The organism is Streptomyces sp. NPDC054849 (assembly GCF_053610945.1).
On record NZ_JBSGZI010000009.1, the window covers coordinates 34930 to 60711 of the forward strand.

Sequence of the window (25782 nt, forward strand, 5' to 3'; positions counted from 1 at the left end):
AGGCCCCGGTGGCCAGCGCGCTCTACCCATCGTTCAAGGCCCTGCTGCTCACCGCGAGCATCAACCTCAGCTCGTCCGACATTCGGGCCGTCCTCGTCGACACCGCCGACTACACGTACAACTCCGCACACGACTTCCTCGACGACGTGCCTGCCGGAGCCCGGGTCGCCGTGTCTTCAGCGCTCACCTCCAAGACCACAACAGCAGGCGTCTTCGACGCAGCCGACGTCCCCTTCCCATCCGTCACAGGAGACAGCGTCGAAGCCATCGTGCTCTACCGCCACACCGGAACCGACGCCAACTCCGACCTGCTCGCATACATTGACGGGGTGTCTGTCACCCCCAACGGCGGCAACATCGTGGCCTCCTGGAACGCCTCCGGCATCTTCGCTCTGTGAGGTAGCGCCATGGCCGTAGGGCAGCTCACCCACCTCGCCGACACCGTCACCCTCTCCACCAGCTCCTCCGCGGCCGCCACCATCCCCAACGACGGCAGCGTCGTCGTCGGCGACCTGCTGCTCGCCGCGTGCGTGATGCCGTCCGGCTCCCGTACGTTCGCCATCTCGGGTGGCGCCGGCGCCTGGACGAGCCTGGGCACCGCGATGCAGTCCGGGCACATGTCGCAGCTGTGGTGGCGCATCGCCGAGGCCGGCGACCTCGGCGCGGTCATCACCGTCACCCCGAGCACCGGCAGCATCCGCCAGGTGCTCCTCCTCGGCCGCGTACGCGGCGCCCTCGCCTCCAGCCCGATCACGTCCGCTACCAACACCTCGACGGCCGCCACCACCAAGACGACACCGTCCTTGGGCTCGGTCGGTGCAGCGAGCCGGGAGATCGGCGTCGTCTGGGACTCCCGGGGCGCTGCCACGCCGCAGACTGCGGCCTGGACCGCCCCCGCGGGCCACACGCGGCGCGGGCAGGCGTTCACCACCTCGGGTAGCGGCGCCAGCTCGGGCGCGTGGGGCGACTCGGACGCCACGGTGTCCGGGACGATCGGCTCCCGCGTCTGGACGGCCGACCAGTCCGCCCTCGGCTCCGCGTGGACCCTGGCCGTCGCCGCCGGCGAGCAGGCCCTCGCCCCGGCCCGCATCGAGTCCACCGCGTCGCTGTACGCGCCCACGCTCGCCCCGGACGCCGTCACCATCGCCCCGGGCCGCATCGAGGCGACCACGGTCCTCTACGGGCCCGCGCTCCTCCCCGGTGAAGTCACAGCCTCCCCCAACCGGATCGACTCCGCCGCAGCGCTGTACACGCCAGCGTTCACCCCGGGCCCGGTGACCATCAGCCCGGCCCGGATCGAGTCCACCGCCACGCTGTACCCCGCAGACCTTGACGGGTTCGACTCCGACATCACAGTCACCATCGGCGCCCCCACGACCTCGTGGGGTGTCGCAGCACCCGCAGCCCGGTGGGAGGTCAGCAGCCCGTGTTGATCCCCGCCACGAGCACCGAGTACATCAGCGTGACCATCACCGCGTCACCTGCCGGCGTGGACCTCACCGGGACCCCGCCGCAGTTCCAGTTCCTCGCCGAGACCAACAGGGGCAACCCTGCGCTGGCCGACTGGCTCACCGGCGAATGGGAAGACAGCGACACGGCGCGCATCCTCGTCGGCCCCACCGGCGGCGAGACCAGCCTCACCCGCGGCGACTGGCACGTCTGGGTACGCATCGACCCGCCCAACGACGAACTGATCATCCGCCGGTCCGGGACGCTCACCGTCACGTAGGTCACGAATCGGCGATACCGGCCAGTCGCCGCGCGCCAGCAGCAGATGATGCCCCCTCACCACTTCGCCTGGGGGACAGATGCCCGCCCGCACTACACACGCCGCTGTGGCAGCCACTGCCGCAACACTCCTCGCCGTCACCGGCTGCAGCAGCGCCAACAGCGCAGCCGACAAGCCCCCCACCTCGCCAGCTGTGACCACGTCACCCCCGACGAGCAGCGCCTCGCCCACACCGTCACCCACACCGACTCCAGACCCCGTGTTCACCATCGGACACACGTGGGGCTTCAAGGCAACCCTCGACGATGGGCCGGCCGTCGGCAACGTCACCGTGCTCGGCTACCGGCACAAGTTCCGCTCCGTCGGCTCGGCCGCCGAAGAGTCCGGCACGCCCGGCTACGTGTGGGCCGCCCTGGACGTCAAGGTCTGCAGCGACACGGGAACGTTCCTCGTCACCGACCAGCCGTGGACGCTGACCTACGCCGACGGGGCTCGCATCGACTCGTCCAGCAGCAAGTACGGGGACTTCCCCAAGCCGGAGTTCCCCTTCGAGACGACGCTGACCTCCGGCAAGTGCGTCAAGGGGAACATCGTCTTTGCCGTCCCGGACAGCCCGCGTGCGGTCACCGCCGCCTACGCCCCGGCCGGGCTCGCAACTCCCCGAGAGTGGGACCTCAGCAAGTCGTAGTCGGAGGTGGCGCCCGTGGCCGTCAATCCACGCAACGGGCGCCGCTACCGCTCCTTGTGCGCCCGCCAGCGGGCCCTGCGCCTGCCCTGCTGGATCTGCGGCCACGACATCCGGTACGACATCACCGGGCCCGAGGCGGGGCGCGACCGGTGGGCATTCACCCTCGACCACCTGCTCCCCCTGTCCAAGGGCGGAGACCTCCTCGACCCAGCCAACGCCAGGTCAGCACACCGGCGCTGCAACAGTGCTCGCGGCAACCGGCTCACCCTGCGTGTCCAAGGCTCGTCAAGGAGGTGGTGACGATGAGTGAGGTCACCCTCCATGACGGCGAGTACGTGCTCAGCGCAACGGCCGTCCGGCATCTGGCCCAGGCCGCCGCTCTCCGCGAGTCCTGGCCGCCGGACCGATGCTGTGGCTGCGTAGGTGAACAGTGCTGCAACTGCGTTGAGGCGTCGTGCTCTACGTCGTGACCGGCCCGCCGGCCGCTGGCAAGTCCTCATGGATCACCGCGCACGCAGGCCCCGGTGACATCGTCATCGACCTCGACCGCATCGCCCTCGCGCTGGCCGGCCCAGACGCCAGGCCCTGGGACCACGACGAGACCTTGCTGCGAGTCGCCCACCGGGCCCGCTTCGCAGCGATCGACGAGGCAGTCACCCACCGCGACAAGGTCGACGTCTACCTCATCCACACCCTGCCCAGTGAGAAGGCCACCGCCCGGTACAAGCGCCTCGACGCGCGGATCGTGGTGGTGGACCCCGGCAAGGAGATCGTCATGCAGCGGGTCCGTGACATGCGGCACCCGGGCATGGAGGCCGTGGCCACCCGGTGGTACCGGCAGCGCCGGCGCCCGGCAGGGCAGGGCACGGGAGTCCAGGCGTCCCGTGCCTGGTAGGTACCCGGCCCGGGCCCATCCCGTCACCGCGCACGTCCGCCTCGGCTCGTTCGTCATTCTTGATCAAATCGCGATGTCGAACAGTGACGAGGAGGGGGCAACCCCTGAGGGGGGTGGCCCCTGGTCCCGCGAGAAATCAGGGCGCCGGGCGACCTCAACCGCCCTTCTCGCCCGATTTTTTGCGTGGCCGATTTTAAAGACCACTAATCACTCGGAAAGTCCAACTCGGTAAATAGCGACTCTCTGTAGTCGTCACTGAATGTGACTGAGGGTGGGGGCGATCATGGACGGCGCCGAGGCGGCAACCCTCAAAGAGATCGCAGAACTTGGCGTCGCCGAAATAGCGCCAGGCCTCGCCGCGCTGGCGATCATCCTCGCCCGACACCTCGACGAGTCCGACGCCGCGACAAGCGCCGCCGTCGTCGGCCGCGAGCTGCGGGCCACCCTCGACAAGCTGCGCGCCGTCGCTCCTGGCAAGGCGGAGGGGGATGGTGTCGATGACCTCTCTGCTCGACGCGCCGCACGGCGCGGTGCCTGACCTCAGCCGACTCGGCTCCCAGCGGCCCCGCCTCTTCACCGCGCCCCCCTTCGTCTCCTCCTCCGGGCAAGAGGCCGTCGAGCTCGCCGCGATGGCCGGCCTCCAACTGGACCCCTGGCAACAGCACGTGCTCGACCTCGGCCTCGGCGAACGCGCCGACGGCAAGTGGGCCGCATTCGAGGTAGCCGTCAACGTGCCCCGCCAGAACGGCAAGGGCGCGATCATCGAGGCCCGCGAGCTGGCCGGCCTGTTCCTCCTCGGCGAGGAGCTGATCCTCCACAGCGCCCACGAATTCAAGACGGCCATCGAAGCGTTCCGCCGGATCGTCGCGCTCGTCACGAACACCGATGCCCTGCGCAAGCGGGTCGCCCGGGTGCGGCGGACGACCGGCGAGGAGTGCGTCGAGCTGCTCACCGGTCAGCGGCTGCGGTTCCTGGCCCGCAGCGGCGGCAGCGGCCGTGGCTTCTCCGGCGACTGCAACGTCTGGGACGAGGCGATGATCCTCGGCGACGAGGCCGTTGGCGCTCTGATGCCGACCATGTCCGCCCGGCCCAACCCCCAAATCTGGTACTTCGGCTCCGCAGGTATCGGCGGACCGTCCATGCAGCTCGGACGGCTGCGCGAGCGGGCCCTACTCGCCCAGGAGGGCACCCCGGACCCGTCGCTCGCCTACTGCGAGTGGTCGGTGGACCCGCACCTGGCCGAGTGCCCCGCCGACTGCACCACCCACGATGACGCGGCGGACCCGGCGACGTGGGCTCGCGCGAACCCGGCCTTCGGCATCCGGATTTCGGAGGAGCACGTGACCCGTGAACGGCTCTCCATGTCGGCCGAGGTGTTCGGCCGTGAGCGGCTCGGCGTGGGCGACTACCCCTCCGACCGGGCCGATACCTGGTCCGTAATCGGTCAGGACGCATGGCGGGCCCTCACCGACGGGGAGTCCAAGCCGTCCGACCCAGTTGCGTTCGCCATCGACATGACCCCCGAGCGGTCACACGCTGCAATCGCCGTAGCCGGGACCAACGGGGCTGCGGTGCACGTCGAGGTGGTTGACCACCGGCCTGGCGTCGGCTGGATCGTAGAGCGGGCCGTTGACCTGCAAGAACGCTGGAGTCCGTGTGCATGGGTCGTGGACGGCGGCGGCCCGGCCGGGGCGCTGATCGCCGACCTGGAACGGGCCGGACTCACCGTGACCGTGCCCCGGGTCCGCGAAGTGGCGCAGGCCTGCGGACAGTTCTACGACTCGGTGACCGAGCAGACCCTCGTGCACCTCGACCAGGCCCCGCTCGCCGCGGCACTGGCCGGCGCCCGCAAGCGGGACTTGGGCGAGGCCTGGGCGTGGGCCCGGCGCGGGGTGTCCGTCGACATCAGCCCGCTGGTCGCCGTGACGCTCGCCGCGTGGGGCCTGCGGACGAGGACCGAACCAGAAGCAGAGGAGCCCGAGCCGTGGGTCGCATTCCTGTGAGCCGGGCCGCCTGGGCGCGGGCCGGTACCGCACTGGGCGGGGCACTGATCGCCGCGGGCGCCGGGCTCGGTCTGGGCCTGGCGATCGGCCTCGCGGTGGGCGGAGCGCTGATGGCCGGGTACTGCCTGTTCCTGGCTGAGGTGGACCCGCCGCGCGGTGAAGGGAGGGGTGGCTCGTGACGAACCTGTGGCGAGCAGCGCGTGGCCGGCGGGCCTCCGGCGAGGAGCGGTACATCGCCAGCCTGGAGGACTACGTCAACAGCTTTCAGTTCGGTGGCGCCTCATACAACCCGCTCGGCATTCAGCAGACGATGCCCGGTCAGGCTAGCGAGCCGGTCCCCAACGACTTCCAGTCGTACGCGATCCGGGCCGCGACGAACGGCGTCCTGTCGAGCTGTCTGGACGTCCGCAAGGACGTGTTCAGCAGCGCCCGCTTCACCTGGCAGCGCCTCAACAAGGGGCGGCCGTCCGAGATGTTCGGGACGAGCGACCTGAAGCTGCTGGAGCAGCCGTGGCCCGGCGGCACGACACAGGATCTCCTGGCTCGCGTCCTCCAGGATGCCGACCTCGCGGGGAACGCGTACTGGGTGCGGGATGGCGACGAGCTCGTGCGGATGCGTCCGGACTGGGTGCAGATCATCCTGGAGCCCCGGAAGTCCAGGGGTGGTGTGCTGGGCTGGCGGCGCCTTGGCTACCTGTACACCGAGGGCGGCGTGCACTCCGGCGCCGAGCCGGTGGCGCTGCTCGTCGACGAGGTGGCGCACTTCGCGCCGAAGCCGGATCCGCTGGCCACCTACCGGGGCATGTCGTGGATGACACCGATCCTGCGGGAGACGACCAGCGACGGGCTGATGTCGGCCCACAAGCAGCGGTTCTTCGAGAACGCGGCCACCCCGAACCTGGTGGTCAGCATGCCGCGGGAGATCAGCGCGGATGCGTTCGAGAAGTTCGTCGCGAAGATGGACGCTGGCCACAAGGGCGCCTCGAACGCCTACAAGACCTTGTACCTCGGCGGCGGCGCCGACGTGACCGTGGTGGGAAACACCTTCGCGCAGATGGACTTCTCGCGCGTGCAAGGCGCGGGCGAGACTCGCATCGCCGCGGCGGCCGGTGTACCGCCGGTCATCGTCGGCCTGTCTGAGGGCCTGGCCGCGGCCACCTACTCCAACTACGCGCAGGCCCGCCGCCGGTTCGCGGACGGCACGATCCACCCTCTGTGGGCCAACGTCTCGGGAAGCTTCGCGCACCTCGTACGCCCGGCCAGCGCCGGAAACAGCGGCGCGGTGCGGCTCTGGTACGACCCCAGGGACGTCCCTTTCCTCCGGGAGGACCGCAAGGACGCTGCGGAGATCGCCTGGCGTCGCGCCCAGACGCTCCGCTCACTCTCCGACGCCGGGTTCGAACCCGAGTCGGCCGTACGCGCCGTGAACTCCGACGACTTCACCCTGCTGGTCCACAGCGGCCTGTTCTCCGTGATGCTCCAGCCTCCGGGCTCCACCCTGCCGACCACCGAGCCGGCGCCACCGACCGACGAGGAGGGCCCGTGATGGGCACAGCACATGCCGTCGCGCGCGACCTGGTGAGGTCCGCGCCGTTCCGCGCCGAGGCAGCAGCCGACGGGGAGGCCGACGACGGCCGCACCCTCGCCGGATACGCCGCGGTTTTCGGTGAGGCGACCGAGATCGACTCGTGGGAAGGGTCGTTCTCCGAGACGATCCGCAAGGGCGCATTCCGCAAGACAATCCGGGAATCCACGCCGGTCATGCAGTTCGACCACGGCCGGCACCCGCTGATCGGGTCGATCCCGATCGGGTCGATCACCGATCTCCGCGAGGACGACCACGGCCTGTACGTCGAGGGCCGGATCTCCGACAACTGGCTGATGCAGCCCATCCGGGACGCGATCGCCGAGAAGACCGTGAACGGCATGTCGTTCCGGTTCGAGGTGATCCGCGAAGAGTGGCGCGACGCCGGGGGCAAGCTCGTCCGGCCCGAGGAGGTCGGCGAGCTGCTGTGGATGCCCGGCGACCGAGGCCCGCTGCAGCGCGAGATCATCGAGGTCAGGTGCCGCGAGCTCGGCCCGGTCGTGTTCCCGGCCTACGCCGGGACTGAGGTGTCCGTACGGGCCCGCGGCATGGCCGACGAGCTCGCTCACGACGGGCAGGCTACCCGGCAGATCCGCCAGTCCCTGGCCCGCGATGCCGCGGCACCCTCGGTGCCCGAGGACCCCGAGCTACGCCGAGAGGTAGCCGCATCGCTGCTCTTCGGCGACAAGACCACCCCCGAGCGCATTGAGGTCGTCTACCGGACCCCTCCGCTCGTGGTGGACGTACGCAGTCTGGATCTCCCCGAAGGCGCGCCGCTCGCTCCTGAGCACCCGCCTGCCCCCAGCAGCACCGACGCGCCGCCCGCCGATGGGCACCCGTCTACATCCCCCGCCAGCGACCGCATGCGGGCTCAAATCCGCGAGGTCAGGGCCCGTATGGCCCAGACGCTGGCGCTCATCGACGAGAAGGACGCAAGCTGATGGAACTTTCCCACCCCCAGGCGAAGATCCGCCTGAAGGACATCGAGGCCGAGCTGGAGCGCCTCGGCGCCAAGGCCGACCTCACCGCCGAGGACGAGCAGTCCTTCGACGAGCTGACCCGTGAGTTCGGCGAGGTCGACCAGCACCGCCGGCAGCTGGAGCGCCTTGCCGCGCTGGAGCGGGTCCGCTCGGCTGCTGTGGTCAGCGACCGCCGCCCGTCCGCCGCCAGCGTGCGCGCGGCCAGCGGCACGTCGTACGGCTCGGACGGCTACGACACCGACCCGATCCTCAACCCGGACTCCGTTGAGCAGGGCCGCTTCCGCAACCCGTGGGACCTGTCCGAGGTGCGCACGTTCTCCCGGTCGAAGGAGGAGGTGGCGGGTGAGCTGCGGGCCCGCGCGCTGTCCGCGATCGAGAAGATGTCCGGCGCTAACGACCGTGTCCGGGCCGCCGCTACGAGCATCATCGAGCAGTTCGACGACAGCGACTCCCGCATCGCCCGGCTGTGCCTGGCCACTTCCTCGCCGGAGTACCTGCGCGCCTGGTCAAAGGTCGCGCGCGGCCGCGGGCACCTGATCTCCCAGGACGAGCAGCGGGCCCTGGAACGCGCCATGTCGCTCACCGACAGCGCCGGTGGCTACCTGGTCCCGTTCCAGCTGGACCCGACGGTCATCATCACGGCGAACGGGTCCCGGAACCAGATCCGCGAGGTTGCCCGGCAGGTCGTCGCCACCGGCGACGTCTGGAACGGCGTGAGCAGCGGCGCGGTGTCCTGGAGCTGGGACACCGAAGGCACCGAGGTGTCCGACGACACCACCACGTTCGCCCAGCCCACCGTCCCGATCCACAAGGCGTCCGGCTTCGTGCCGATCTCGATCGAGGCCCTGGAGGACGAGGCCAACGTCACCCAGGAGGTGGCCAAGCTCCTCGCGTTCGGCCGCGACGTCCTGGAGTCCGCGGCGTTCGCCACGGGGACCGGATCGAACCAGCCGACGGGCATCATCACTGCTCTGACCGGCACGTCCAGCATCGTGACGAGCACGACCACGGACACGTTCGCTGCGGCCGACGTGTACAAGGTCGACAACGCGCTCCCGGCCCGCTACCGGGCGAACGCGTCGTGGGTGGCGAACCGAGCGATCTACAACCTGATCAGGCAGTTCGACACCGGCGGCGGCGCGCAGATGTGGGAGCGCATCGGCGCGGACGTCCCCGCGATGCTCCTGGGCCGCAACGCCCTGGAGTCCGAGGACATGGACGGCACCGTGACCGCGGCCGCGGAGAACTACCTCGCGGTCTACGGCGACTGGTCGAATTACGTGATCGCCGACCGGGTGGGCGTCACCGTCGAGTTCATCCCGCACCTGGTCGGCTCTAACCGCCGGCCCACCGGGCAGCGCGGCTGGTACGCGTACTACCGCGTCGGCGCCGACAGCGTCAACGACGGCGCGTTCCGGATGCTCAACGTCACCTGACCCCCGTGGGCCCCCACCCCCGCGGTGGGGGCTCCGCCTTTCCGAAGGAGATCCGCTCATGCGGAATTCGCTCTACGGCCTGGCGCGGGCCAAGGTGACCCTCACGGTCGCGGCCCGCACGAACGGCACCGTCAACGGGACCACCGTCGACCTCAACGAGAACAAGGACAACTGCCGCAGCGCGATGCTCGTGGTCCACACGGGCACCGTGACCGACGGCTCGCACGCGATCACCCTGCAGGAGTCCGACGACAACTCGGCGTGGAGCACCGTCGCCGCGGCTGACCTCCAGGGGTCCGCGCCGACGCTTGTCGCTGCCGACGACGACGTGCTGTACGAGCTGGGCTACATCGGCTCTAAGCGGTACCTGCGCGCCTCGGTCACCACGTCTGCCGCGACGACTGGCGGAGTGTTCGGCGCCACGATCATCAGGGCCTTCCCCCGCCGCCGCCCGATCTCACACAGCTAGGAATCCACCATGCCGATCAAGCGCTGCACAGCCGCGTTCAGCGTCTGGGTGGGCGGGTCCCCGCGGGTCTACTCCGGCGGCCAGCTCGTCGACGAGAAGGACCCTGTACTCAAGACCCACGGCCACCTCTTCGAGGACGTCGACACGCACGTCGCCGCCCGGACCGCGCGGCAGGCCGAGGCGGCCACCGCCGCGCCCGGGGAACCGCGCACCCGCACCACGCCGCCGCCGGGCCCGTACGACCCGGGCGCCGCGAACGTCAAGGACGTCCTGGCCCACCTGGCCGAGACCGAGGACGAGGAGGAGCGGCGGCGCATCCTCGACGCGGAGGAGAAGGGCCAGGCCCGCGCCGGGATCCTCAAGCACCGTGCCGAGCTCCTCCCCGAGGCCTCGCCCGCCGACGCCGAGCAGGCCGAGTAGGAGGTGAGCGATGCCGTTCGACCTCGGGGACTCCGTCCGTCTGCGCGGTGAGTGCCGGGACCCGGGCGGCACGCTCACCGACGCGGCCAGCGCCACCCTCACCATCACCCTGCCCGACGGGACCACCACCGCCCCTGTGGTGACCAACCCGCCCGCGAGCACGGGCGAGTACACCGTCGACTACACCACCGTGCAGGCCGGCCGCCACGGCGTGCGCTGGCTGTTCGCGACACCCAGCGCGGCGTACACGGACATGTTCGATGTGCGGGCCGCTGATCCGCCGCTGATCCTGTCCCTGGCCGACGCCCGCCGGCACCTGCAGTTCGCTGCGACGGACACCTCGGCTGATGAGGAGATCCGCGGCTGGCTGGAGTCCGTGACCGAGCTCGTCGAGGGACTGTGCGGGCCGTGCGCCCGCCGTACGGTCGTCGAGGACCACGCTGTGTCCCGCTGGGGCGTAGCCGAGATCGCGCTGCGCCGTACGCCGGTCCTCTCGGTGACGTCAGCCGCGGGGATCCTCACCGGTGGCGAAACGTACGCGCCTGGCGACTTGCACGTCGATAGCAGCGGGATTCTCCGTCGCCTGGACGGAGGTCTCCTCGTCGGCCCGCTGCGGATCACCTACGTCGTCGGACGGGTGATCGTCCCCTCGAACCTGACCTCAGCATCGAAAATCATCCTTCAGCACCTGTGGCGCACCAAGTACGGCGCGTCCCGCGCCCTCGGAGGCATCGGCGGTGGCGACGACTTCGCCGTGACCGAGCCCGTCGCCGGATTCGGGTACGCCATCCCGAACAGGGCGCTGCAGCTGATGGAACCCCACCGGCTCCCGCCGGGGGTGGCGTAGATGGCCACCTCCGCTGTCCCGGCCGCGGTCGCCGAACTGCTCGACATCCTGCGCGCCGCGCCCGGCCTGGCTGGGGTCACTGTGGTGGACGGGCCACCCACCGTCAACTTGACCAGCACGGATTTGCTGTTCGTGGGCTTTCAGCCTGGCGCCGAGATCGCAGTGAGCCTCAGCCAGGAGTTCGCCTCGGCCGGGGCCCGGGACCGCGACGAGAACTTCGATCTCCTCTGCTACATCGAGTCCCGCTCCGGTGGCGTCGACATGGGTGCCCGCCGTACGCGGGCCTTCGAGATTCTGGCCGAGGTTGAGAACGCTCTCCGCGCTACCGACGCGGCACCCGAGGCCCCGACCTTGAACGGCACGGTGCTGTGGGCTCACCTCGCAGCCGGTGACCTGGTGCAAATCCAGTCCGACGGCGTGCTCGCCGCTATCCCCCTCACGGTCCGCTGCCGGGCCCGCATCTGACAGGAGATCCACATGGCCAAGGTCCGCTGGATCGGCCCCGTGCCGGTCACCGTGCCGGAGCTCGGTAGCCGCACCGTCGAGCCCGACGAGGTCGTCGAGGTGCCGGATGCCCGGTACGACGGCTACGTCTGCCAGACCTCGAACTGGGAGCCCGTCGAGGAACCCAAGACGACGCCCGCGCCGACCAAGGCCGTGGGCAAGACCCCGAAGGGTGACAGCTGATGGCAATCGGATCCGGCCTCGGCGGCCAGCTCGGCATCGTCGCCGAGGTCACCTACGGCACCTACGTGGCGCCGACCAGGTTCCTGGAGTTCACCAAGGAGAGCTTGGTCCTGAAGAAGACGACCGAGCAGTCGGCCGGCGTCGCCTCGGGCCGCCTGATGGCGCTGTCTGCCCGTCGAGTGCTGACCCAGCTGGAGGTGACCGGCAGTATCGACCTCGAGGTCACCAACAGCGGGATGGGTGTTCTGCTTCAGTCGCTCATGGGTACGACGGTGACCCCCGTCCAGCAGGCCGCTACGGCCGCCTATCTGCAGACCCACATCCTGGCCGACAGCTTCGGCAAGAACCTGACCATCCAGAAGGGCGTGCCCCTCACCACTGGCACGGTCACCGACAAGAGCTTCGTCGGGTGCAAGGTCGTCGGCGCGGAATTCTCGTGCGAGGTCGGCGGCATGCTGATGTCGTCGTGGGAGATCGACGGCAAAACCTGCGACGAGGGACAGACGCTCGCGGCCGCCAGCTACCCGTCGCGCAGCCCGTTCCACTTCGGGCAGATGGCCGTCAAGACAGGCGCATTCGCGTCGGAGACGGCGCTGGACGGGGTTCGCAAGGCCTCGGTGAAGATCGAAAGGCCGATGGCGACGGACCGCTTCTATGCCGGTCAGGCCGGTCTGAAGAAGGAGCCGATCGCCAACGATTTGGTGAAGATCACCGGGTCGATCGAGATGGACTACGTCTCGACCACGCTGGATGACCTCCACACCAGCGATACGGCCACCTCTCTGGTGCTGGAGTTCGTCGGTCCGCTGATCGCGTCCACGTACTACGAGACTTTCCGGATCACCCTGCCCGCAATCAAGATCGACGAGGCGCCGCCGGTCATCGACGGCTTCGAGGTCATCAAGCCCAGCTACCAGTTCACCGCCCTGTACGACGGCACGAACCAGGTGTCCATCAGCTACATCTCCGTCGACACCGCGGTTTAGCAGTGACCCGCGACATCCGGATCCTCAACACCGGCTCACTGCTGGAGCTGGCGCGCCGCCTCAACGCGGCGAGCGGGGCGCCGGTCCGGGCCGCGATGCAACGCAGGATCCGGCGCGCGGCCGATCCGCTGCGCGCCGACCTGCAGCGCACGGTGCGGTCCCTGCCGATCCGCAGTCAGGGCGCCACCGGCCGCGGCGGGCCGTCGCCCACGACCAGGCCGCTGCGCGCCACGATCGCCGCCGCGATCCGCATCTCCGTGCGGACCACCGGCAACCCCGGCGCCCGCGTCTGGATCGACCGGACCGCGCTGCCGCCTGATCTCCGCAACATGCCCAAGGTCATGAACACCGGCCTCATCCGGCACCCGGTTTTCGGCAATCGTCGCCGGTGGGCGAACCAGAGGACCACGCCGCTGTGGTGGGAGTCCACGATCCGCCGGCACCGCCCGCGCATGGAGCGCGAGGTGGAAGCGATTTTGCGCGACGTCCGCCAGCGCCTCGATTAGACAGGAGCCACAGTGATCATCTTGTACCGCCCCGCGGACGGCGAGGAGCGCCGCTTCGATGTCAAGTCGGTGCGCACCTCAGAGGCACAGGTCGTCGAGCGCACCACCGACATGACGTGGGGCGCACTCAAGCGAGGCATCCGCGATGACGACCCGACCGCCATGCGCGGCATCGTCTGGGTCCTCCTCAAGCGGGAAACGCCGACGCTGCGCTGGTCCGACTTCGACCCGTTCATCGACGAGCTGGTCAGCCGGTTCGATGCCCGGGAAGTTGCTCTCGTCGCCGAGGACATCGTGAAGCTCCCCGAAGCCCAGCGCGAGCACGCGATCGCCGAGCTGAGGTTCTACGCCGCTGACCCGGCCGCTGTGGACGTGGCCTTGGCGGAAGCGGCCGCACCCCCAAAAGAGCCGACGACGGAGACCTCACCGCAAAGCGCCTGAAGTACCTCGGCCTCTTCGCCTACCTGCTCCACCTCGGCGCCAGGGACGTAGACGACCTGACCGTCGAAGAGTTCGAGACGTACTGCGACTGGATCGACCAGCACCAGGCCGACGGGGCAAGGGAGGCATCCAGTGGCTGAGCGCATGGCTTTCGTCCTCGACGGCGACGACAACCTGTCCCCCGTCTTCCGCCGGATCGGGGAGTCCGCCGAGCGCTTCCACCAGCGCATCAACACCGCCGTCGACGAGTCCGGCGGCGAGCTCCGCGCGTTCACCCGCACCGCCGGCGGCGGCCTACAGGAGCTCGGACGCAACCTCGACGGCGCCGGCCGCGCGGCGGCGACCATGGGCGCCGAGGCCAGCGCGGCGGCCCCCGCGGTAAGCCAGCTCGGCAACGCCGCCCAGCAGGCGAACACCGAAGTCGAACGATTCACCCGGGACTCCAACGGTCGGATCCGCGACATGCGTGGCCGCTTCCTCACCGCGGCCGCCTCGGCCGAGCTCCTTGCCCGTGAGGCCGCTGGCGCCGCACCTGAGATCCGTGACGTAGGCGACGCCGCGGGCAGCAGCGCTGTGCAGGTCCGCAACCTCGGAGACGGAGCCAACAGGACGCGCCCCGCGCTGGCCAACCTCGGCAGGTCAGCGGCCACGGCAGGCGCGGAAGTCGGTAGCAAGGGCGGCGGCCTCGGCGGCGCCCTGTGGGCCGTGGCCGGAATCGCCGCGCTGTCTTTCCTGCCCGCGATCGGCGCGCTCGTGCCCATGGTGGCTGGCCTCGGCATTGCCGCAGTCACGATGAAGCTCGGATTCTCCGGTGTCGGCGACGCGCTGGAGGCGGCTGGCAAGGGGAAGAAGGAATACGCCGCCGCGCTGAAGAAGCTGTCTCCAGAAGCGCGCGCGTTCACCAAAGAGCTCGTCGACACCAAGAAGGAATTCGCGGGGCTGTCCGGCGAAATCCAGAAGGCCATGCTGCCCGGATTTACGGAGGCCCTGAAGGAATCCAGCCCGCTCATCAAGATTGTCGGCGCGTCCGCGACCGAGATGGGCAAGGGCTTCGGGAATGCCGCGGCCGGCGTCGGCCGCCTGATGAAGGACTCCGGATTCCAGAAGGACTTCACGACCGTCCTGGCGCTGGGCAACGTTTTCGTGAAGGACCTGACCCGCGGGCTCGGCGGGCTCACGCGAGGATTCATAGAGTTCGGCGCGGCCAGCGAACCGACCCTGCGATCGCTGTCGGGCGGGATCTCCAATCTCCTCGGCCAGGGCCTGCCCGGAATGTTCCAGGGCCTGGAGCGCGGGGTCGAGGGGTCGTCGAAGTTCCTCGACGGCCTCTTCGGAATGATCAACGAGCTGCTGCCCGCCTTCGGCCGCTTCTCGGGCGAAGTCGCCCGTACCTTCGGCCCCGCCCTCGGCGAGCAGATGACGCTCTTCGGACACGTCGTCAGCCGCGCCTTGGACATGGTCGGCTACGGGGTACGCGCCGCGAAGCCCCTCCTGGACGACCTGACCTTCGGCCTGAAGTCGGTCTGGCTCCTCGCGCAGCCCTTCGCGACCGCCTTCAAGAGCGCGGGCAAGGCCATCGTCGAGGCACTCGCCCCCGCAGGAAAGAGCGTCGAGGAAGTCCGGGGCCCCCTGCAGCGCCTGCACTCCACCGTGCAGGAGAACAAGCTCGGTCTGATGGAGTTTGCTCGGCTGGGCGGGAACGTCATGCTCAGCGTGGCGGAGGGCATCATCCGATACCTGCCCGACGCGATCGGCGGCTTCCGGCTGCTGGCGATCGGCGCACTCAGCTCCCTGGACGTGATCGTCTCGGGTCTCGCCATGACCATCGGCAAGATCCCCGGGATCGGCGACGCCTTCGTAAAGGCGAACACGGATTTCGACAACTTCCGGGACTCCTTCGTCGGCGGCCTGCAGACCGCTCAGGAGAAGACGCAGAGTTTCTCGAATGCGGTCCTGCCCCGGCTAAGTCAGAACCGGTTGCAGATGAACATCAGCGCCTGGGAAAGCCAGATCGGCGTAGCCAAGGGGCAACTGGCGTCGGTGCCCCCCGAGAAGCGCGCCAAGCTCACCGCGCACATCGACGACCTGGAGAGGAAGGCAGCAGCAGCCCGGGCCGAGCTTGCGTCCATCCGAAACCGGGCGGTCACGGTCACGCTCACGTACGTGACTCGCAACTCCATGAACAACCGCACACGCCTCATGGAAGGGCTGGCCACCGGCGGCATCGTCCGCGGGCCCGGCACGTCCACCTCGGACAGCATCCCCCGCATGCTATCCAACGGCGAGTACGTCCTAAGAGCCTCCGCGGTCGACCGCCTCGGCCAAGGGACCCTCGACGCACTCAACGAGGGCCGCGCAATCCCGGCTGCCCGCTCCTCGTCCACCGCTGCAATGCCGGCGGTCGCCCGGCCGGCCCAGGCGGCGGCCGGCATGACCGTGAACGTCACCGTTCAGGGCGCCATCGATCCGGTAGGCACCGCCCAGCAGCTTGAGCGGATGTTCCTGAAACTGCAGCGTGCCTACGGCCTGCCCACGGGGGTGCTCGCACGATGACGATCAAGCCCGTGCTGAGAGTCGCGTTCGGCTACGCGCCGATGGCTCTCTCGGTGACGTGGACGGACATCAGCCAGTGGGTCGATCTGAGCCGGAAGATCCGGACCACTCGTGGTGCGTCCGACGAGCGGACCCAGACCCAGCCGAGCACCCTGACCGTCACCCTCGACAACTCGGACGGCAGGTTCTCGGCTGGTCTGGCGACGTCCCCCTACTACCCCTACGTCAGACCGGTCTGCCCAATCCAGCTGGGCATCGTCACCACCACCGGCAAGAACCTGGTGAACCAGCCGACGTTCGAGGACGGCACGACCGGCAACTGGTTCGACAAGGCCACCGACATCGTCAACAACTTCTTCTCGGACACCACGCGCGCCCACTCCGGCACCCGGTCCCTGCTCATCGAGTGGAAGACCAGCGGAACCGGCGGCGTGATGGAGCAGACCGTCTACGGCCTCACCGTCGGCACGACGTACACCCTGTCGGGCTGGGTGTGGGTCCCGGCCGGGGACCCGCCGGTGCGGTGGCTCATCGACGATGCCGCGCCTGGCACCGCCTCCTCGACCACTGGAGCCTGGCAGCAGATCACCAAGACGTTCACGGCTACCTCGACGAGCCACACCGTGCAGCTGACCACGACGGTGACATCGCCCGCGTCGGGCGACAAGGTCTGGCTGGACGATGTGCAGCTGGAGGAGGGAGCGTCGGCGACGTCGTTCGACAGCGCTGGCGCCGAGGTGCACTGGCGTTTCTACGGGCTGGTCAACGAATGGGACTCCGGGTGGGCCGGCCTGCAGGGCCAAGTGCTGTTGACCGCGACGGACTTCTTCAAGCCTCTGTCCAAGCAGCCGGCGCTCGAGCCGATGCTGGCCGAGGAGATCAAGCAGAGTGCTCCGATCATCCACTACCCCCTGACCGAGCCGTCGACCTCCGCGTCGGCCGGCGACGTCGCGGGGACCGGCGCCGGCAGCCTCGTTCAGGCGCAGGTCGGCTCAGGGGGAAGCGTCTCCTTCGGCGAGGCAGCCGGGCCCCCTGCGACCGGGCAGTCCGTCGTGCGGCTCTCACCCGCCTCGACGTCCAACGGGATTCGCCTCGACGCGGACATGGGCCGCCACGCCGAGGAGCAGACGGCCCTGACCGCGATCGTCTTCGAGTGCTGGTTCCAGACCAGCGTCACCGACAGGCACTTCCTGGCCTGCCGTTCGTTCTCGTTCCAGTACCAGATTGTGTTCGCGCTCAACGCGAGCGGCTACCTGACCATCGAGCACACCGTCGACGCCACTGCCCGCACGGTCACCGTCGTGAATGCGACCAGCTTGGCCGACGGCGCCTGGCATCACGTCGTGTACGACGAGATCGGCCAGGTCGTGTACATCGACGGCGGCGCCGCAATACCCGTGACCGTGCTGTCCATGGTCGGCCTCAAGTATTTGTCCATCGGCGGCTTCCCTGACCACCTGTGGGACGGGGCTGTCGCACACGCCGTGGTCTACACCGGCCACCCGGATATCGCGCTCATCGTCGACCACTACGACGCGGGCGCAACTGGCTTCTCAGGGGAGGACGCGGACGAACGCGTCCTGCGCCTGGCCGGGTACGCCGGGGTGGCCTCGCTCGATGGCCAGGGGGACTTCCTGCCGGTGGCCTCGCAGGGCGAAGGCGGTTCCAGCGCACTGGACATGATGCGCGTCGTCGAGGCGACGGAAGGAGGCCGGCTGGCGTCACACCGCGACGGCCATGCTCTCCTCTTTCAGAGCCGCACCGTCCGCTACAACCCGGTGCCCGCGCTGAGCCTGGACTACGCCGACCTGGAGACCGGCGGTGTGTCCCTGCCGACCGACGACCAGAAACTCATCAACGACTACAAGGCAGCCCGACCGGGCGGCGCCACCCAGCGCGTGACCGCTCCCGAGTCGATCGCTGCGTTCGGCTCCTACCCGGCGCCGACCGGCGCCACCGTCCTGAAGGTGACAGACCCCGAGGTCGTCGACGCCCTGCTGTGGACGGTCTCCCGCTACGCGGTACCTGTGCCGGAAGTGCGCGAGCTGCCCATCCAGGCCTACGCCCAGCCCGTCGCCACGTACCGGATCCTCCTCGACGCGGACATCTCCACCGTCTTCGAGGTCACGAACATGCCCGAGGAGGCGCCGGCCGCGACCGTCACCGTGACCGTCGAGGGCTACGTCGAGGAGATCGGCCAGGAGTCGCACCACCTCGCCTTCCACACCTCACGCGCCCAGACCGATGCCGTGTGGGCGCTCGACAGCAGCACGTACAGCGTGCTCGGCAGCACGACCCGGCTCGGCTACTAGGAGGCCCCGTGCGAGCGAGAGACATTCCCGTACGGCGGGCGCAGCATTTCTACACACCGCCGCCCAGCCAGCGCGCCGACGCGTGGGACCTGGTCCCGGCGGCCGAGCGGGTGTGGCACTGGTACGAGCAGCAGATGCAGCGCCGCGTCCGCCCACCGCACGGAATGCTGATCGGCGCCAGCGTGTACGCCAGGATCAACCACAGCAGGTGGGTGGCGGACTGTGTGTGCGGCAGCGCGCAGGTCGTCACCCCCGACGACGCCCGTTTCGCTTGCCCGGAGTGCGGCTGGGGCTGGGCCCGGATCATCTTCCCGGAGCAGCCTGCCGCCGCTGAGGCTGCGGTCGCCGAGCGCGCACCGCATGAGCGGAATTGGTGGCACGCCGACGACGACAAGGCGTGGGACCGGCCGCAGAAGCCCGAGCAGCCGGGCAAGGACACCGACACCCGGGACCAGGGCACGCCCGTACCGGATCCCGGGCCGATGGGAGGGTGGAACTGATGGCCACTCCCCGGACCTGGGTCGTGGGCGAGGTCGTGACCGCGGCCCTGATGAACGCCGAGGTCCGCGATCAGATCAGCCTGCTGCTGAACCCGCCGATGGCAGTGCTCAAACAGACCGTGACACAGAATGTCGCGACCGGGACGTGGCAGGTGCTGACCTTCGACACCGAGGTGACCGACACCTACAACGGGCACAGCACGGTGACGAACACGTCCCGGTACACGTGTGCGTTGGCCGGCTGGTACAGGGTCACCGGGCGCGCCGCGTTCGCGATCAACGGCACGGGATCCCGCGGCGCCCGCGTCCACATCAACGCCGCGTTCATCCAGGGCGGCGCGAGCCTGTACGGCGCGGGCACGCTGATGGGCATCCCCGAGGCGACTCACGTCCTGCAGCTCGCCGTCGGCGACTACATCGAGATCGCCGGCGGGCAGAACTCCGGCGGCACCCTGGCGACCGCATTCGTGAACGAGGGAGCTTCGATGATGTACGTCGACTGGATCCACGCATGATCGCCTGCGCCTGCGGGGCCCGCGCGGTAGTGCAGTGGCCACGCCGCGCCCGCCCGGACGAGGGCACCCTCACCGACACCGTCCCCGTGTACGCCTGCAGCGACCACGCCCTGCCCCCGGACGCCACGACTTTGCTCCACCAGGCGGCATGCACCGCGGGCGAGGTGAGCAACGTCTGCACCTGCACGCCCGAGCAGATCGGTGACCCCATGTCCGCCCCCGCCGCTCACGCCTGAGACACCCGCAACCCGCCAGCCCCGCGCCGTCGGCCGGGGCTTTCCTCATGCCCTGGAGGCACCCATGTCTACCGGTGCAGCGTTCTACCCCGGGGCGTCGACCGCCTACCGGTACGACGGGCGCTACCCCGGGCTCATGCAGGAGATCAACTGCTGTGTGACCCACACCACCGAGGGCACGTCGCTGCCCGACTACGACGGCGGCGTCAGCGCCCCCAACGTGACGCTCCTGCCCGACATTGCGAACCGGCGGCTGAAGGTCTACGCGCACTTCCCCGCGGACATGAGCGCCCGGGCCCTCGTCGACAGCCCGAACACCGAGGTCCGCACCAACCGGAACAACTGCCACCAGGTCGAGCTCGTCGGATCCTGCGACCCGAACCGGCGCGTCAGCTGGGGTACCCGCCGGGCCGGCGTCGACTACATCTACTGGCCCGACGCCCCGGACTGGCTGCTCCGCGAGTACGCCAAGTACGTCGCCTGGCTGCACACCGAGCACGGCGTCCCCCTCGTCTCCACCCCGCGGCCGTGGCTGCCGTACCCGACGAGCTACGGGAACAGCCGGGCCCGCATGGAGCTGGCCGAGTGGCACAACTTCAAGGGCCACTGTGGCCACATGCACGTCCCCGACGGCAACGACCACGGCGACCCGGGCGCGACCCGGATGGACCTGGTCATCGGGTACGCCATGGCTCTGGTCTCCGGCGAGACCACCGACCCGTCCGAGGAGGACGACATGCCCACCCCGCAGGAGTACGCCGCGGCTGTCTGGCGGCACCAGGAGACCAACGCGGCGACCGGCCGCCCGGTCGACATGGGCGCCGTGATGGCCTGGATGGACCTCGTCCACCGTAACCAGACCGACATCATCGGCCGCCAGCTCGCCGCCACGCAGGCCGCAGTGACCGCGCTCGCCACCCAGCTCGGCCAGCACGACGACGTCGACACCGACACGGTCGTCGCTGCGGTCCGCGCCGCGATCGCTGAGGCCGTCATCGACGTGGACGTCACCGTCACTGGAACCCCCGCCGCCACCAAGGAGTCCTGACCATGCGCATCTTCGGACGCGAGCCCGTCTACATCCTCGCCGTCATCGCCGTCGCCCTGAAGCTCGCCGCGGCGTACGGCCTGGACGTCTCCGAGACCCAGCAGACCCTCATCAACACGGCGCTCGCCTGCACCGTCGCCGTCGCCTCCGCCGTCGTCCTCAAGACGGGCGCCGCCGGGGCTGCGGTGCTGCAGCTCGCTCAGGCTGCTCTCGCGCTGTTCGTCGGCTTCGGCCTGGACATGTCCGCGACGGAGCAGGCCGGCTGGATGTCCCTCGTGACCGCGGTCCTCGCCGTGGTCTCGCACGGTCAGGTCGAGGCGCCGGTGTCGCGGCTGCCGATCGAGCAGTCGAGCCCGATCAAGACGGCGCCGCAGGGGGCGTGATGACGGCCCCCGATCCCGGCGTGTACATCTCCCCCGCCCAGATGTATCAGGAGGTGAGGGGGCTGGCACAGGCAGTGGGCCGCATCGAATCGAAGATCGACGGCGTCCTCAACGAGACCAAAGAGATCCGCGGTGACCTCTCCGACCACGAGATGCGGATCCGCACCCTGGAGCGCTCCCGCTGGCCCCTGCCCACCATCGGTGTCCTCGCCGGGGTCGGCGGGGCCGTGACCGGGGCGCTCGCCCTGCTGGCCCGGTAAGCATCCCGCTGCTCGCCCCCTCTCGCCTTCGGGCGGGAGGGGGCGCTTTCGTGCGTCCAGGCTCAGTCCAGCGGGAGCGCTTGGTGCGCCGCGACGATCGCGTCGATCCGGTGCGCGAGCTCGAAGTCGGCCCGGGTCAACCGGTTCCCGGCGTCGTGCGTCGTGATCGAGGCACGAAGGTGGTCGATGCGCAGGTCCAGGTCTGCGTGGTGCTGGATCCGCCGGGACCGGTCAGCGATCGTCACGATCGCGGCCACCGCCGCGTGGTACCGGATCGGATACGTGCGGGTGATCGCGTCGCCCTGCTGCTCCCACCCCGGCAGCTTGGCCAAACCTTCGGCGATCTCCTCGTGTGTCAGCGGCTTCAGTACGCCCATGTCAGCTCCCCTCATTCACAGGCGCCAGGACCTCGGCAAGGTCCCGGCCTACCGGGGCATCGTGCCACGGCCGCATGGCCCGCTCCAGGGTCCCCAGTTCACGGCGCATGCGCGCTGACCCGGTCTCCACGGCGATCTCCGCAGCGGCACGCGCGATCTCGACGGCCTGCTCCGGTTCCCGGGCGGCGGCAGCGGCGGTGGCGTGCCGGGCGAGGTAGACGCCGCGGTCCCGTCGGGCGCTCGCGGGCACCGCGTCGAGGACCTGGGACCACAGGGACTCCGCCTCGCGGCCGAGGCCGAGGCGGCCGTAGCAGGTGGCACGCTGCACTTCGAGGTAGCCAGGGGTGCGGCGGCAGGCGTTGCCCCAGGGCAAGTCGTCGTCGACTCGGGAGATCAGGCCGCCCGCCGTGTCGATGAGCCGGTCGACGGCGGTGCGGTCGCCGGTGAGGCTGGCCCCGTGGGCCTGCTGCTGCATGGCCATGACCCGGACTTTGGGGAAGATGCGGTCGTCGTCGAGGGCGGCCTCGCACAGGTCGATGACGCCGTGGCCGTCGCCGAGGTCCGTACGCACGTGGGCGAGGTTGACCAGGCTGTAGCCGATGAGGTGTGGGTCGCGGGAGCGGGCCGCGATCTCCTGAGTTATCCCCCGCCAGAAGCTGGCCGCGCCGAGGTCGCCGGCGTCCTGGTAGAGCCAGCCGACGAGCGCGGCGTAGGCGGCGCCGACCCGTAGGAGGCCGCGGCGGACCTCGCCCTGCGCGCTGCGGGTGAGTTTGTCGATGAGTTCGTATCCGGCGCTGACGGTGCCGATGAGGTCGTGGGGGCCGAGCATCATGTCGGCCCTGTAGTGCCCTTCGAGCTGCTGCTCGAAGTAGTCGATCAGCTCAGGGTCGACGTACTGCTTGGCGACGGGGCCGGGCATGAGCGCGGCCGCGGTGACGGAGACGAACGTCCTGCGTTTCACGTCTTCCTCTTGATGTGCCTCGGGGCGGATCCAGCCGGCGGGCGCCGTGAATCCCAGGTCTTCTGGCCACCGGCCGAGCGCGTCGTGCAGGACGATCGCCCGTTCCTCCGGCGGCCAGCCCGGCTCCGGGCCTTCCCAGCGCCGCCAGGTGCGCGCGGACACGGTGAAGTGCGCGTCGTCGAGGAGCTGTTGCCCGTGCGCCTGGAGGGCGGCGGCGGCGGCCTCTACGGTGCGCCAGCCCGCGCGGAGCCGAGCAGCCCGTAGCGCGTCGTTTCGGTGGCCCATGGCCCCAGTGTGAGGTGTCATCGCGTCTGTCCCCGGCCGTGGCCGCTGCGTGGCCGTCGATGGCCACGCGATGGCCTATCTGCCCATCTGCGTGCCCGCCCATCATCTACCCACGAGCACACAGCGCGCTGACGAACTGCGGTAGGGGAGCACCGACATGACCAGTACACGAGGCGACTTGCAGGCGGTTCAGGATCTCGCCGACGCCGCCCTCGCCGAGTACACACGGAGGCCTTCGGACCGGGACATCGAGTCCCTGACCGGGCAGCTCCTGCGTCAGGCCGGCCTGCTCTGCGCCGATGTGGCGTGCCTGCCCGGATCGGCTGCCGTGCTCGCCGACTGGGAGACCGTCAAGGCCGCAGGCCCGGACCGCGGCCCGCTCGGCGGCTGGGTCTACGCCCGAGCGCTGGCGCGCGTTGCCCGCCGGATGCTCGCACTTCTCGGTGTGGCCGCCCAATGAGCTCGGGCCAGGAGTACTGCGTGTACTGCGACAAGCACGTTCCAGCCCTGCCTGAGAACAGGGTTGGCCCCGACTTCTCCGCGTCCGCGGTCCGGCCGCCCATGTACGCCCACGACGGATGCAGCCACAACCGCCGGCCCCGCCCCGCCCAGCGGGCCGCGCGCAGGACCCGGGCGGCCGGCCGGTGAGCGACCTCCGCCGGCAGGCCCTGTACGTCTTCATCGCGGCCGCCATCGCCGCCGCGATCCTCTTCGGCAACATCTACTGAGGAGCCATCACATGAAGCGATTCACCATGCAAGCGAACTGCACCAACTGCGGCGGAGCCGGACGGATCCTCTACACCGACCCGGCGACGGGTCAGATCCGGGACGCGGGCGCCTGCCAGAGCTGCGGAGGCGGCGGGAAGACCCCGGACGGGCGCCTGCTGGAGTTCCCGAGTGCCCGTCCCCCGCGTACCGTTGGGACCTGCGTCGTCAAGGAGGCCACATGCGCGAGCACTGGGTTGACCCGAATCAAGTCCACGTCGTCGAGCACTACACGACGACCGTCCAGGAGGCCGCAAACCGCCGGGGCATCAAGCCGTGCGACAACTGCCACGGCATCGGCACCATCGTCATGGTGCACCCGGTGACGAAGGACCCGTTCAACGTCGCCTGCTCCAGCTGCGGCCTGTAGACCAGCCCGCGGGACCGTAGCCCTGGCCGGGTCGTCTCCGGTCGGGGCTACCTACCTGCAATGGGTCTCGCGTCGCCGTTGCAGAATCGAGACTTCCGCTAGCCGGGGTAATCCGTATGGTTGCCGCATGCACCTGACGCAGGCCTTACCTGCGGCCCGCCCGGGCCCTACTCCCTGACGATCTCGGACAGCGGCACGCCGATGGCATCCGCCATGAGGATCAAGGCGTCGATGAGTGCGGCATCCTTGCCGTGCTCGATCCTCCCCACCTGACTGCGATCGATGCCCGTCCGAAGTCCTACCTCCTGCTGAGTCAGGTTGGCTTCGGTACGCGCTGCACGCAGTCGGGCGCCGAGACGGCGTCGGCGAGCAAGGACCCAGTCAGGTGGAGCGGCGGAGCGTGGCACCCGAAGACGATTGCGGCTTCTTGATCATTTGTATGCAGGGCAGAGGCCGCACTGTGTGATCTTGCATATATGCGGGCATGAGCGCCACACGCGTCTCAGCAGCACGCAACACCCAAGAACCGGCCGCTCCCAGCCCTGCCCCCCAGGCGGCGGGAGCGGCCGGCTAAGCCCTCGACGGACGCGTCGGGGGCTTAGTCATGCCCGTGATCGAATCGGTGGGGGCGGCGCCGACAAGTCGAACCCTCACCCGTTTGAGCCGGTAGCTCGCGGCGCCCTCCGGGCGACCGATCGGGCCATAAACGCAGGTGAGCCCCGGTCTCGGACCGGGGCTCACGGGCATCACAAAACCGTCTCTGTAAAGGATTTGACTGCTCGGTGCCGACCGCCTCGATGACCGCGTGCGCGCCGCGGCCGCCGGTGAGCTCGCGCACGGCCGCCTCGGCGGCCTCGCCGCGCTCGGCGACGACATCGGTGGCACCGAACAGCCTGGCTATGTCCGTACGGGCGGTGTGGCGGCCCAGTGCGATGATCCGCTCGGCGCCGAGGCGCTTGGCGGCGAGGACGCCGCAGAGGCCGACCGCGCCGTCGCCGACCACGGCGACCGTGGAGCCCTGGCGCACGCCCGCGCCCAGCGCCGCGTGGTGGCCGGTGCCCATGACGTCGGACAGTGCGAGCAGCCCGGTCAGCAGGTGGTCGTCGGAGACGGCCTCGGCGGGCAGCTTGACCAGCGTGCCGTCGGCGTGCGGGACGCGGACGGCTTCGCCCTGGCCGCCGTCGTGGCCGACCGAGCCCCAGAAGCCGCCGTGGTCGCAGGAGGTGAACAGGCCCTCCTTGCAGTACTCACAGGTGCCGTCCGACCACATGAAGGGCGCGACGACGAGGTCGCCGGTGCGCAGGCCGGACACGGCGGGGCCGGTCTCCTCGACGATGCCCAGGAACTCGTGGCCGATGCGCTGGCCGGGCTGACGCTCCGCCTCGCCGCGATAGGCCCACAGGTCGCTGCCGCAGATGCAGGCGCGCAGGACGCGGACGACGGCGTCCTCGGGACGCTGGATCGCAGCGTCGGGCACCTCCTCCACGCGGATGTCGTGCGGGGCGTGGATGACGGTGGCGCGCATGGTGGTGCAGTCCTCCGG

34 protein-coding genes and 1 pseudogene are annotated in these 25782 nt (G+C 69.9%); 31 read left to right on the forward strand and 4 right to left on the reverse strand.

Annotated features, from left to right (window positions below; genetic code table 11):
* The first annotated feature begins 8 nt into the window (after window positions 1-8).
* The 28 genes from ACWGIF_RS06510 (at window position 9) to ACWGIF_RS06645 (ending at window position 21479) form a co-directional block, all read left to right on the forward strand.
* Window positions 9-398 carry a hypothetical protein gene (locus ACWGIF_RS06510; protein WP_453491941.1) on the forward strand — a complete coding sequence of 130 codons (390 nt, stop codon included), beginning with the start codon at window positions 9-11 and terminating at the stop codon, window positions 396-398.
* A gap of 9 nt (window positions 399-407) precedes the next feature.
* Entirely contained in the window at window positions 408-1433 is a 1026-nt protein-coding gene (locus ACWGIF_RS06515) for a hypothetical protein (protein ID WP_453491944.1), read from the forward strand.
* A complete protein-coding gene (locus tag ACWGIF_RS06520; protein WP_453491947.1) occupies window positions 1427-1729 on the forward strand; it encodes a hypothetical protein in 303 nt (100 codons plus the stop codon). Before ACWGIF_RS06515 ends, ACWGIF_RS06520 begins: the two co-directional genes overlap by 7 nt.
* A 259-nt stretch (window positions 1730-1988) precedes the next feature.
* The gene (locus ACWGIF_RS06525; RefSeq protein WP_453491950.1) at window positions 1989-2417 is read left to right on the forward strand and encodes a hypothetical protein; all 429 of its coding nucleotides are present in this window, start codon (window positions 1989-1991) and stop codon (window positions 2415-2417) included.
* A 15-nt stretch (window positions 2418-2432) separates the two neighbouring features.
* Window positions 2433-2717, forward strand: a complete 285-nt coding sequence (locus tag ACWGIF_RS06530; RefSeq protein ID WP_453491953.1) for an HNH endonuclease — start codon at window positions 2433-2435, stop codon at window positions 2715-2717.
* A gap of 154 nt (window positions 2718-2871) precedes the next feature.
* Window positions 2872-3312, forward strand: coding sequence for an AAA family ATPase (locus ACWGIF_RS06535; protein WP_453491956.1), 441 nt, complete (start codon window positions 2872-2874; stop codon window positions 3310-3312).
* Between the two features lie 283 nt (window positions 3313-3595).
* On the forward strand, window positions 3596-3850 hold the full coding sequence (locus tag ACWGIF_RS06540) for a hypothetical protein (RefSeq protein ID WP_453491959.1): 255 nt from the start codon (window positions 3596-3598) through the stop codon (window positions 3848-3850).
* Window positions 3810-5315, forward strand: a complete 1506-nt coding sequence (locus ACWGIF_RS06545) for a terminase (RefSeq protein ID WP_453491962.1) — start codon at window positions 3810-3812, stop codon at window positions 5313-5315. The genes ACWGIF_RS06540 and ACWGIF_RS06545 overlap by 41 nt, the downstream gene beginning before the upstream one ends.
* A complete protein-coding gene (locus ACWGIF_RS06550) occupies window positions 5297-5494 on the forward strand; it encodes a hypothetical protein (protein ID WP_453491965.1) in 198 nt (65 codons plus the stop codon). Before ACWGIF_RS06545 ends, ACWGIF_RS06550 begins: the two co-directional genes overlap by 19 nt.
* The gene (locus tag ACWGIF_RS06555) at window positions 5491-6861 is read left to right on the forward strand and encodes a phage portal protein (RefSeq protein ID WP_453491968.1); all 1371 of its coding nucleotides are present in this window, start codon (window positions 5491-5493) and stop codon (window positions 6859-6861) included. The genes ACWGIF_RS06550 and ACWGIF_RS06555 overlap by 4 nt, the downstream gene beginning before the upstream one ends.
* Window positions 6861-7841: an HK97 family phage prohead protease gene (locus tag ACWGIF_RS06560; RefSeq protein WP_453491971.1), complete on the forward strand. Its 981-nt coding sequence runs from the start codon at window positions 6861-6863 to the stop codon at window positions 7839-7841. The genes ACWGIF_RS06555 and ACWGIF_RS06560 overlap by 1 nt, the downstream gene beginning before the upstream one ends.
* A complete protein-coding gene (locus ACWGIF_RS06565; protein WP_453491974.1) occupies window positions 7841-9316 on the forward strand; it encodes a phage major capsid protein in 1476 nt (491 codons plus the stop codon). The genes ACWGIF_RS06560 and ACWGIF_RS06565 overlap by 1 nt, the downstream gene beginning before the upstream one ends.
* 58 nt (window positions 9317-9374) lie before the next feature.
* Window positions 9375-9785: a hypothetical protein gene (locus ACWGIF_RS06570; RefSeq protein WP_453491977.1), complete on the forward strand. Its 411-nt coding sequence runs from the start codon at window positions 9375-9377 to the stop codon at window positions 9783-9785.
* Between the two features lie 9 nt (window positions 9786-9794).
* Window positions 9795-10205: a hypothetical protein gene (locus tag ACWGIF_RS06575; RefSeq protein WP_453491980.1), complete on the forward strand. Its 411-nt coding sequence runs from the start codon at window positions 9795-9797 to the stop codon at window positions 10203-10205.
* A 10-nt stretch (window positions 10206-10215) separates the two neighbouring features.
* The gene (locus tag ACWGIF_RS06580; RefSeq protein ID WP_453491983.1) at window positions 10216-11052 is read left to right on the forward strand and encodes a hypothetical protein; all 837 of its coding nucleotides are present in this window, start codon (window positions 10216-10218) and stop codon (window positions 11050-11052) included.
* Window positions 11053-11517 carry a hypothetical protein gene (locus ACWGIF_RS06585; RefSeq protein ID WP_453491986.1) on the forward strand — a complete coding sequence of 155 codons (465 nt, stop codon included), beginning with the start codon at window positions 11053-11055 and terminating at the stop codon, window positions 11515-11517. It begins immediately after the preceding gene.
* Between the two features lie 12 nt (window positions 11518-11529).
* Entirely contained in the window at window positions 11530-11739 is a 210-nt protein-coding gene (locus tag ACWGIF_RS06590; RefSeq protein WP_453491989.1) for a hypothetical protein, read from the forward strand.
* Complete coding sequence (locus ACWGIF_RS06595; protein ID WP_453491991.1) at window positions 11739-12725, forward strand: phage tail tube protein; 987 nt, start codon at window positions 11739-11741, stop codon at window positions 12723-12725. The genes ACWGIF_RS06590 and ACWGIF_RS06595 overlap by 1 nt, the downstream gene beginning before the upstream one ends.
* Window positions 12726-12727: 2 nt before the next feature.
* Window positions 12728-13231 carry a hypothetical protein gene (locus ACWGIF_RS06600; RefSeq protein ID WP_453491994.1) on the forward strand — a complete coding sequence of 168 codons (504 nt, stop codon included), beginning with the start codon at window positions 12728-12730 and terminating at the stop codon, window positions 13229-13231.
* 12 nt (window positions 13232-13243) lie between these two features.
* Window positions 13244-13672 carry a hypothetical protein gene (locus ACWGIF_RS06605; RefSeq protein ID WP_453491997.1) on the forward strand — a complete coding sequence of 143 codons (429 nt, stop codon included), beginning with the start codon at window positions 13244-13246 and terminating at the stop codon, window positions 13670-13672.
* Window positions 13673-14017: 345 nt separating this feature from the next.
* Window positions 14018-16225: a hypothetical protein gene (locus tag ACWGIF_RS06610; RefSeq protein WP_453492000.1), complete on the forward strand. Its 2208-nt coding sequence runs from the start codon at window positions 14018-14020 to the stop codon at window positions 16223-16225.
* Window positions 16222-18537, forward strand: a complete 2316-nt coding sequence (locus tag ACWGIF_RS06615) for a carbohydrate binding domain-containing protein (protein WP_453492003.1) — start codon at window positions 16222-16224, stop codon at window positions 18535-18537. Before ACWGIF_RS06610 ends, ACWGIF_RS06615 begins: the two co-directional genes overlap by 4 nt.
* Window positions 18538-18545: 8 nt before the next feature.
* Entirely contained in the window at window positions 18546-19037 is a 492-nt protein-coding gene (locus ACWGIF_RS06620; protein ID WP_453492006.1) for a hypothetical protein, read from the forward strand.
* The gene (locus ACWGIF_RS06625; RefSeq protein WP_453492009.1) at window positions 19037-19552 is read left to right on the forward strand and encodes a hypothetical protein; all 516 of its coding nucleotides are present in this window, start codon (window positions 19037-19039) and stop codon (window positions 19550-19552) included. The genes ACWGIF_RS06620 and ACWGIF_RS06625 overlap by 1 nt, the downstream gene beginning before the upstream one ends.
* Complete coding sequence (locus ACWGIF_RS06630; RefSeq protein WP_453492012.1) at window positions 19549-19788, forward strand: hypothetical protein; 240 nt, start codon at window positions 19549-19551, stop codon at window positions 19786-19788. Before ACWGIF_RS06625 ends, ACWGIF_RS06630 begins: the two co-directional genes overlap by 4 nt.
* Window positions 19789-19852: 64 nt before the next feature.
* On the forward strand, window positions 19853-20836 hold the full coding sequence (locus ACWGIF_RS06635) for a hypothetical protein (RefSeq protein ID WP_453492014.1): 984 nt from the start codon (window positions 19853-19855) through the stop codon (window positions 20834-20836).
* Window positions 20837-20838: 2 nt separating this feature from the next.
* On the forward strand, window positions 20839-21219 hold the full coding sequence (locus ACWGIF_RS06640; RefSeq protein WP_453492017.1) for a hypothetical protein: 381 nt from the start codon (window positions 20839-20841) through the stop codon (window positions 21217-21219).
* Complete coding sequence (locus ACWGIF_RS06645; protein ID WP_453492020.1) at window positions 21219-21479, forward strand: hypothetical protein; 261 nt, start codon at window positions 21219-21221, stop codon at window positions 21477-21479. The genes ACWGIF_RS06640 and ACWGIF_RS06645 overlap by 1 nt, the downstream gene beginning before the upstream one ends.
* Before the next feature lie 62 nt (window positions 21480-21541).
* On the opposite strand, the gene ACWGIF_RS06650 is transcribed toward ACWGIF_RS06645, so the two are convergent.
* Window positions 21542-21856, reverse strand: coding sequence for a 4a-hydroxytetrahydrobiopterin dehydratase (locus tag ACWGIF_RS06650; protein ID WP_453492023.1), 315 nt, complete (start codon window positions 21854-21856; stop codon window positions 21542-21544).
* A 1-nt stretch (window position 21857) separates the two neighbouring features.
* On the reverse strand, window positions 21858-23102 hold the full coding sequence (locus tag ACWGIF_RS06655; RefSeq protein ID WP_453492026.1) for a Twin-arginine translocation pathway signal: 1245 nt from the start codon (window positions 23100-23102) through the stop codon (window positions 21858-21860).
* Window positions 23103-23259: 157 nt separating this feature from the next.
* On the opposite strand from ACWGIF_RS06655, the gene ACWGIF_RS06660 reads away from it, so the two are divergent.
* The 3 genes from ACWGIF_RS06660 (at window position 23260) to ACWGIF_RS06670 (ending at window position 24239) form a co-directional block, all read left to right on the forward strand.
* On the forward strand, window positions 23260-23562 hold the full coding sequence (locus tag ACWGIF_RS06660; RefSeq protein WP_453492029.1) for a hypothetical protein: 303 nt from the start codon (window positions 23260-23262) through the stop codon (window positions 23560-23562).
* A gap of 118 nt (window positions 23563-23680) precedes the next feature.
* Window positions 23681-23830 carry a hypothetical protein gene (locus ACWGIF_RS06665; protein WP_453492031.1) on the forward strand — a complete coding sequence of 50 codons (150 nt, stop codon included), beginning with the start codon at window positions 23681-23683 and terminating at the stop codon, window positions 23828-23830.
* Window positions 23831-24050: 220 nt separating this feature from the next.
* Window positions 24051-24239 carry a hypothetical protein gene (locus ACWGIF_RS06670; protein ID WP_453492034.1) on the forward strand — a complete coding sequence of 63 codons (189 nt, stop codon included), beginning with the start codon at window positions 24051-24053 and terminating at the stop codon, window positions 24237-24239.
* Window positions 24240-24406: 167 nt separating this feature from the next.
* Here ACWGIF_RS06670 and ACWGIF_RS06675 read toward each other — a convergent pair whose 3' ends face one another.
* Both ACWGIF_RS06675 and ACWGIF_RS06680 read right to left on the reverse strand, forming a co-directional pair.
* Complete coding sequence (locus tag ACWGIF_RS06675) at window positions 24407-24646, reverse strand: helix-turn-helix domain-containing protein (RefSeq protein ID WP_453492037.1); 240 nt, start codon at window positions 24644-24646, stop codon at window positions 24407-24409.
* Window positions 24647-25011: 365 nt separating this feature from the next.
* Window positions 25012-25764: pseudogene (locus ACWGIF_RS06680) on the reverse strand (alcohol dehydrogenase catalytic domain-containing protein); the annotation flags it as partial.
* Window positions 25765-25782: the final 18 nt, after the last annotated feature.

Bases quoted from the DNA above. Each gene is read 5' to 3' on its own strand.
- ACWGIF_RS06540 (WP_453491959.1), top strand. From the start codon at position 3,596: ATGGACGGCGCCGAGGCGGCAACCCTCAAAGAGATCGCAGAACTTGGC.
- ACWGIF_RS06570 (WP_453491977.1), top strand. From the start codon at position 9,375: ATGCGGAATTCGCTCTACGGCCTGGCGCGGGCCAAGGTGACCCTCACG.
- ACWGIF_RS06615 (WP_453492003.1), top strand. From the start codon at position 16,222: ATGACGATCAAGCCCGTGCTGAGAGTCGCGTTCGGCTACGCGCCGATG.
- ACWGIF_RS06640 (WP_453492017.1), top strand. From the start codon at position 20,839: ATGCGCATCTTCGGACGCGAGCCCGTCTACATCCTCGCCGTCATCGCC.
- ACWGIF_RS06625 (WP_453492009.1), top strand. From the start codon at position 19,037: ATGGCCACTCCCCGGACCTGGGTCGTGGGCGAGGTCGTGACCGCGGCC.
- ACWGIF_RS06670 (WP_453492034.1), top strand. From the start codon at position 24,051: ATGCGCGAGCACTGGGTTGACCCGAATCAAGTCCACGTCGTCGAGCAC.
- ACWGIF_RS06590 (WP_453491989.1), top strand. From the start codon at position 11,530: ATGGCCAAGGTCCGCTGGATCGGCCCCGTGCCGGTCACCGTGCCGGAG.
- ACWGIF_RS06610 (WP_453492000.1), top strand. From the start codon at position 14,018: ATGGGCGCCGAGGCCAGCGCGGCGGCCCCCGCGGTAAGCCAGCTCGGC.
- ACWGIF_RS06635 (WP_453492014.1), top strand. From the start codon at position 19,853: ATGTCTACCGGTGCAGCGTTCTACCCCGGGGCGTCGACCGCCTACCGG.
- ACWGIF_RS06565 (WP_453491974.1), top strand. From the start codon at position 7,841: ATGGAACTTTCCCACCCCCAGGCGAAGATCCGCCTGAAGGACATCGAG.
- ACWGIF_RS06645 (WP_453492020.1), top strand. From the start codon at position 21,219: ATGACGGCCCCCGATCCCGGCGTGTACATCTCCCCCGCCCAGATGTAT.
- ACWGIF_RS06575 (WP_453491980.1), top strand. From the start codon at position 9,795: ATGCCGATCAAGCGCTGCACAGCCGCGTTCAGCGTCTGGGTGGGCGGG.
- ACWGIF_RS06515 (WP_453491944.1), top strand. From the start codon at position 408: ATGGCCGTAGGGCAGCTCACCCACCTCGCCGACACCGTCACCCTCTCC.
- ACWGIF_RS06660 (WP_453492029.1), top strand. From the start codon at position 23,260: ATGACCAGTACACGAGGCGACTTGCAGGCGGTTCAGGATCTCGCCGAC.
- ACWGIF_RS06630 (WP_453492012.1), top strand. From the start codon at position 19,549: ATGATCGCCTGCGCCTGCGGGGCCCGCGCGGTAGTGCAGTGGCCACGC.
- ACWGIF_RS06595 (WP_453491991.1), top strand. From the start codon at position 11,739: ATGGCAATCGGATCCGGCCTCGGCGGCCAGCTCGGCATCGTCGCCGAG.
- ACWGIF_RS06650 (WP_453492023.1), bottom strand. From the start codon at position 21,856: ATGGGCGTACTGAAGCCGCTGACACACGAGGAGATCGCCGAAGGTTTG.
- ACWGIF_RS06585 (WP_453491986.1), top strand. From the start codon at position 11,053: ATGGCCACCTCCGCTGTCCCGGCCGCGGTCGCCGAACTGCTCGACATC.
- ACWGIF_RS06545 (WP_453491962.1), top strand. From the start codon at position 3,810: ATGACCTCTCTGCTCGACGCGCCGCACGGCGCGGTGCCTGACCTCAGC.
- ACWGIF_RS06580 (WP_453491983.1), top strand. From the start codon at position 10,216: ATGCCGTTCGACCTCGGGGACTCCGTCCGTCTGCGCGGTGAGTGCCGG.
- ACWGIF_RS06560 (WP_453491971.1), top strand. From the start codon at position 6,861: ATGGGCACAGCACATGCCGTCGCGCGCGACCTGGTGAGGTCCGCGCCG.
- ACWGIF_RS06655 (WP_453492026.1), bottom strand. From the start codon at position 23,102: ATGGGCCACCGAAACGACGCGCTACGGGCTGCTCGGCTCCGCGCGGGC.
- ACWGIF_RS06665 (WP_453492031.1), top strand. From the start codon at position 23,681: ATGCAGCCACAACCGCCGGCCCCGCCCCGCCCAGCGGGCCGCGCGCAG.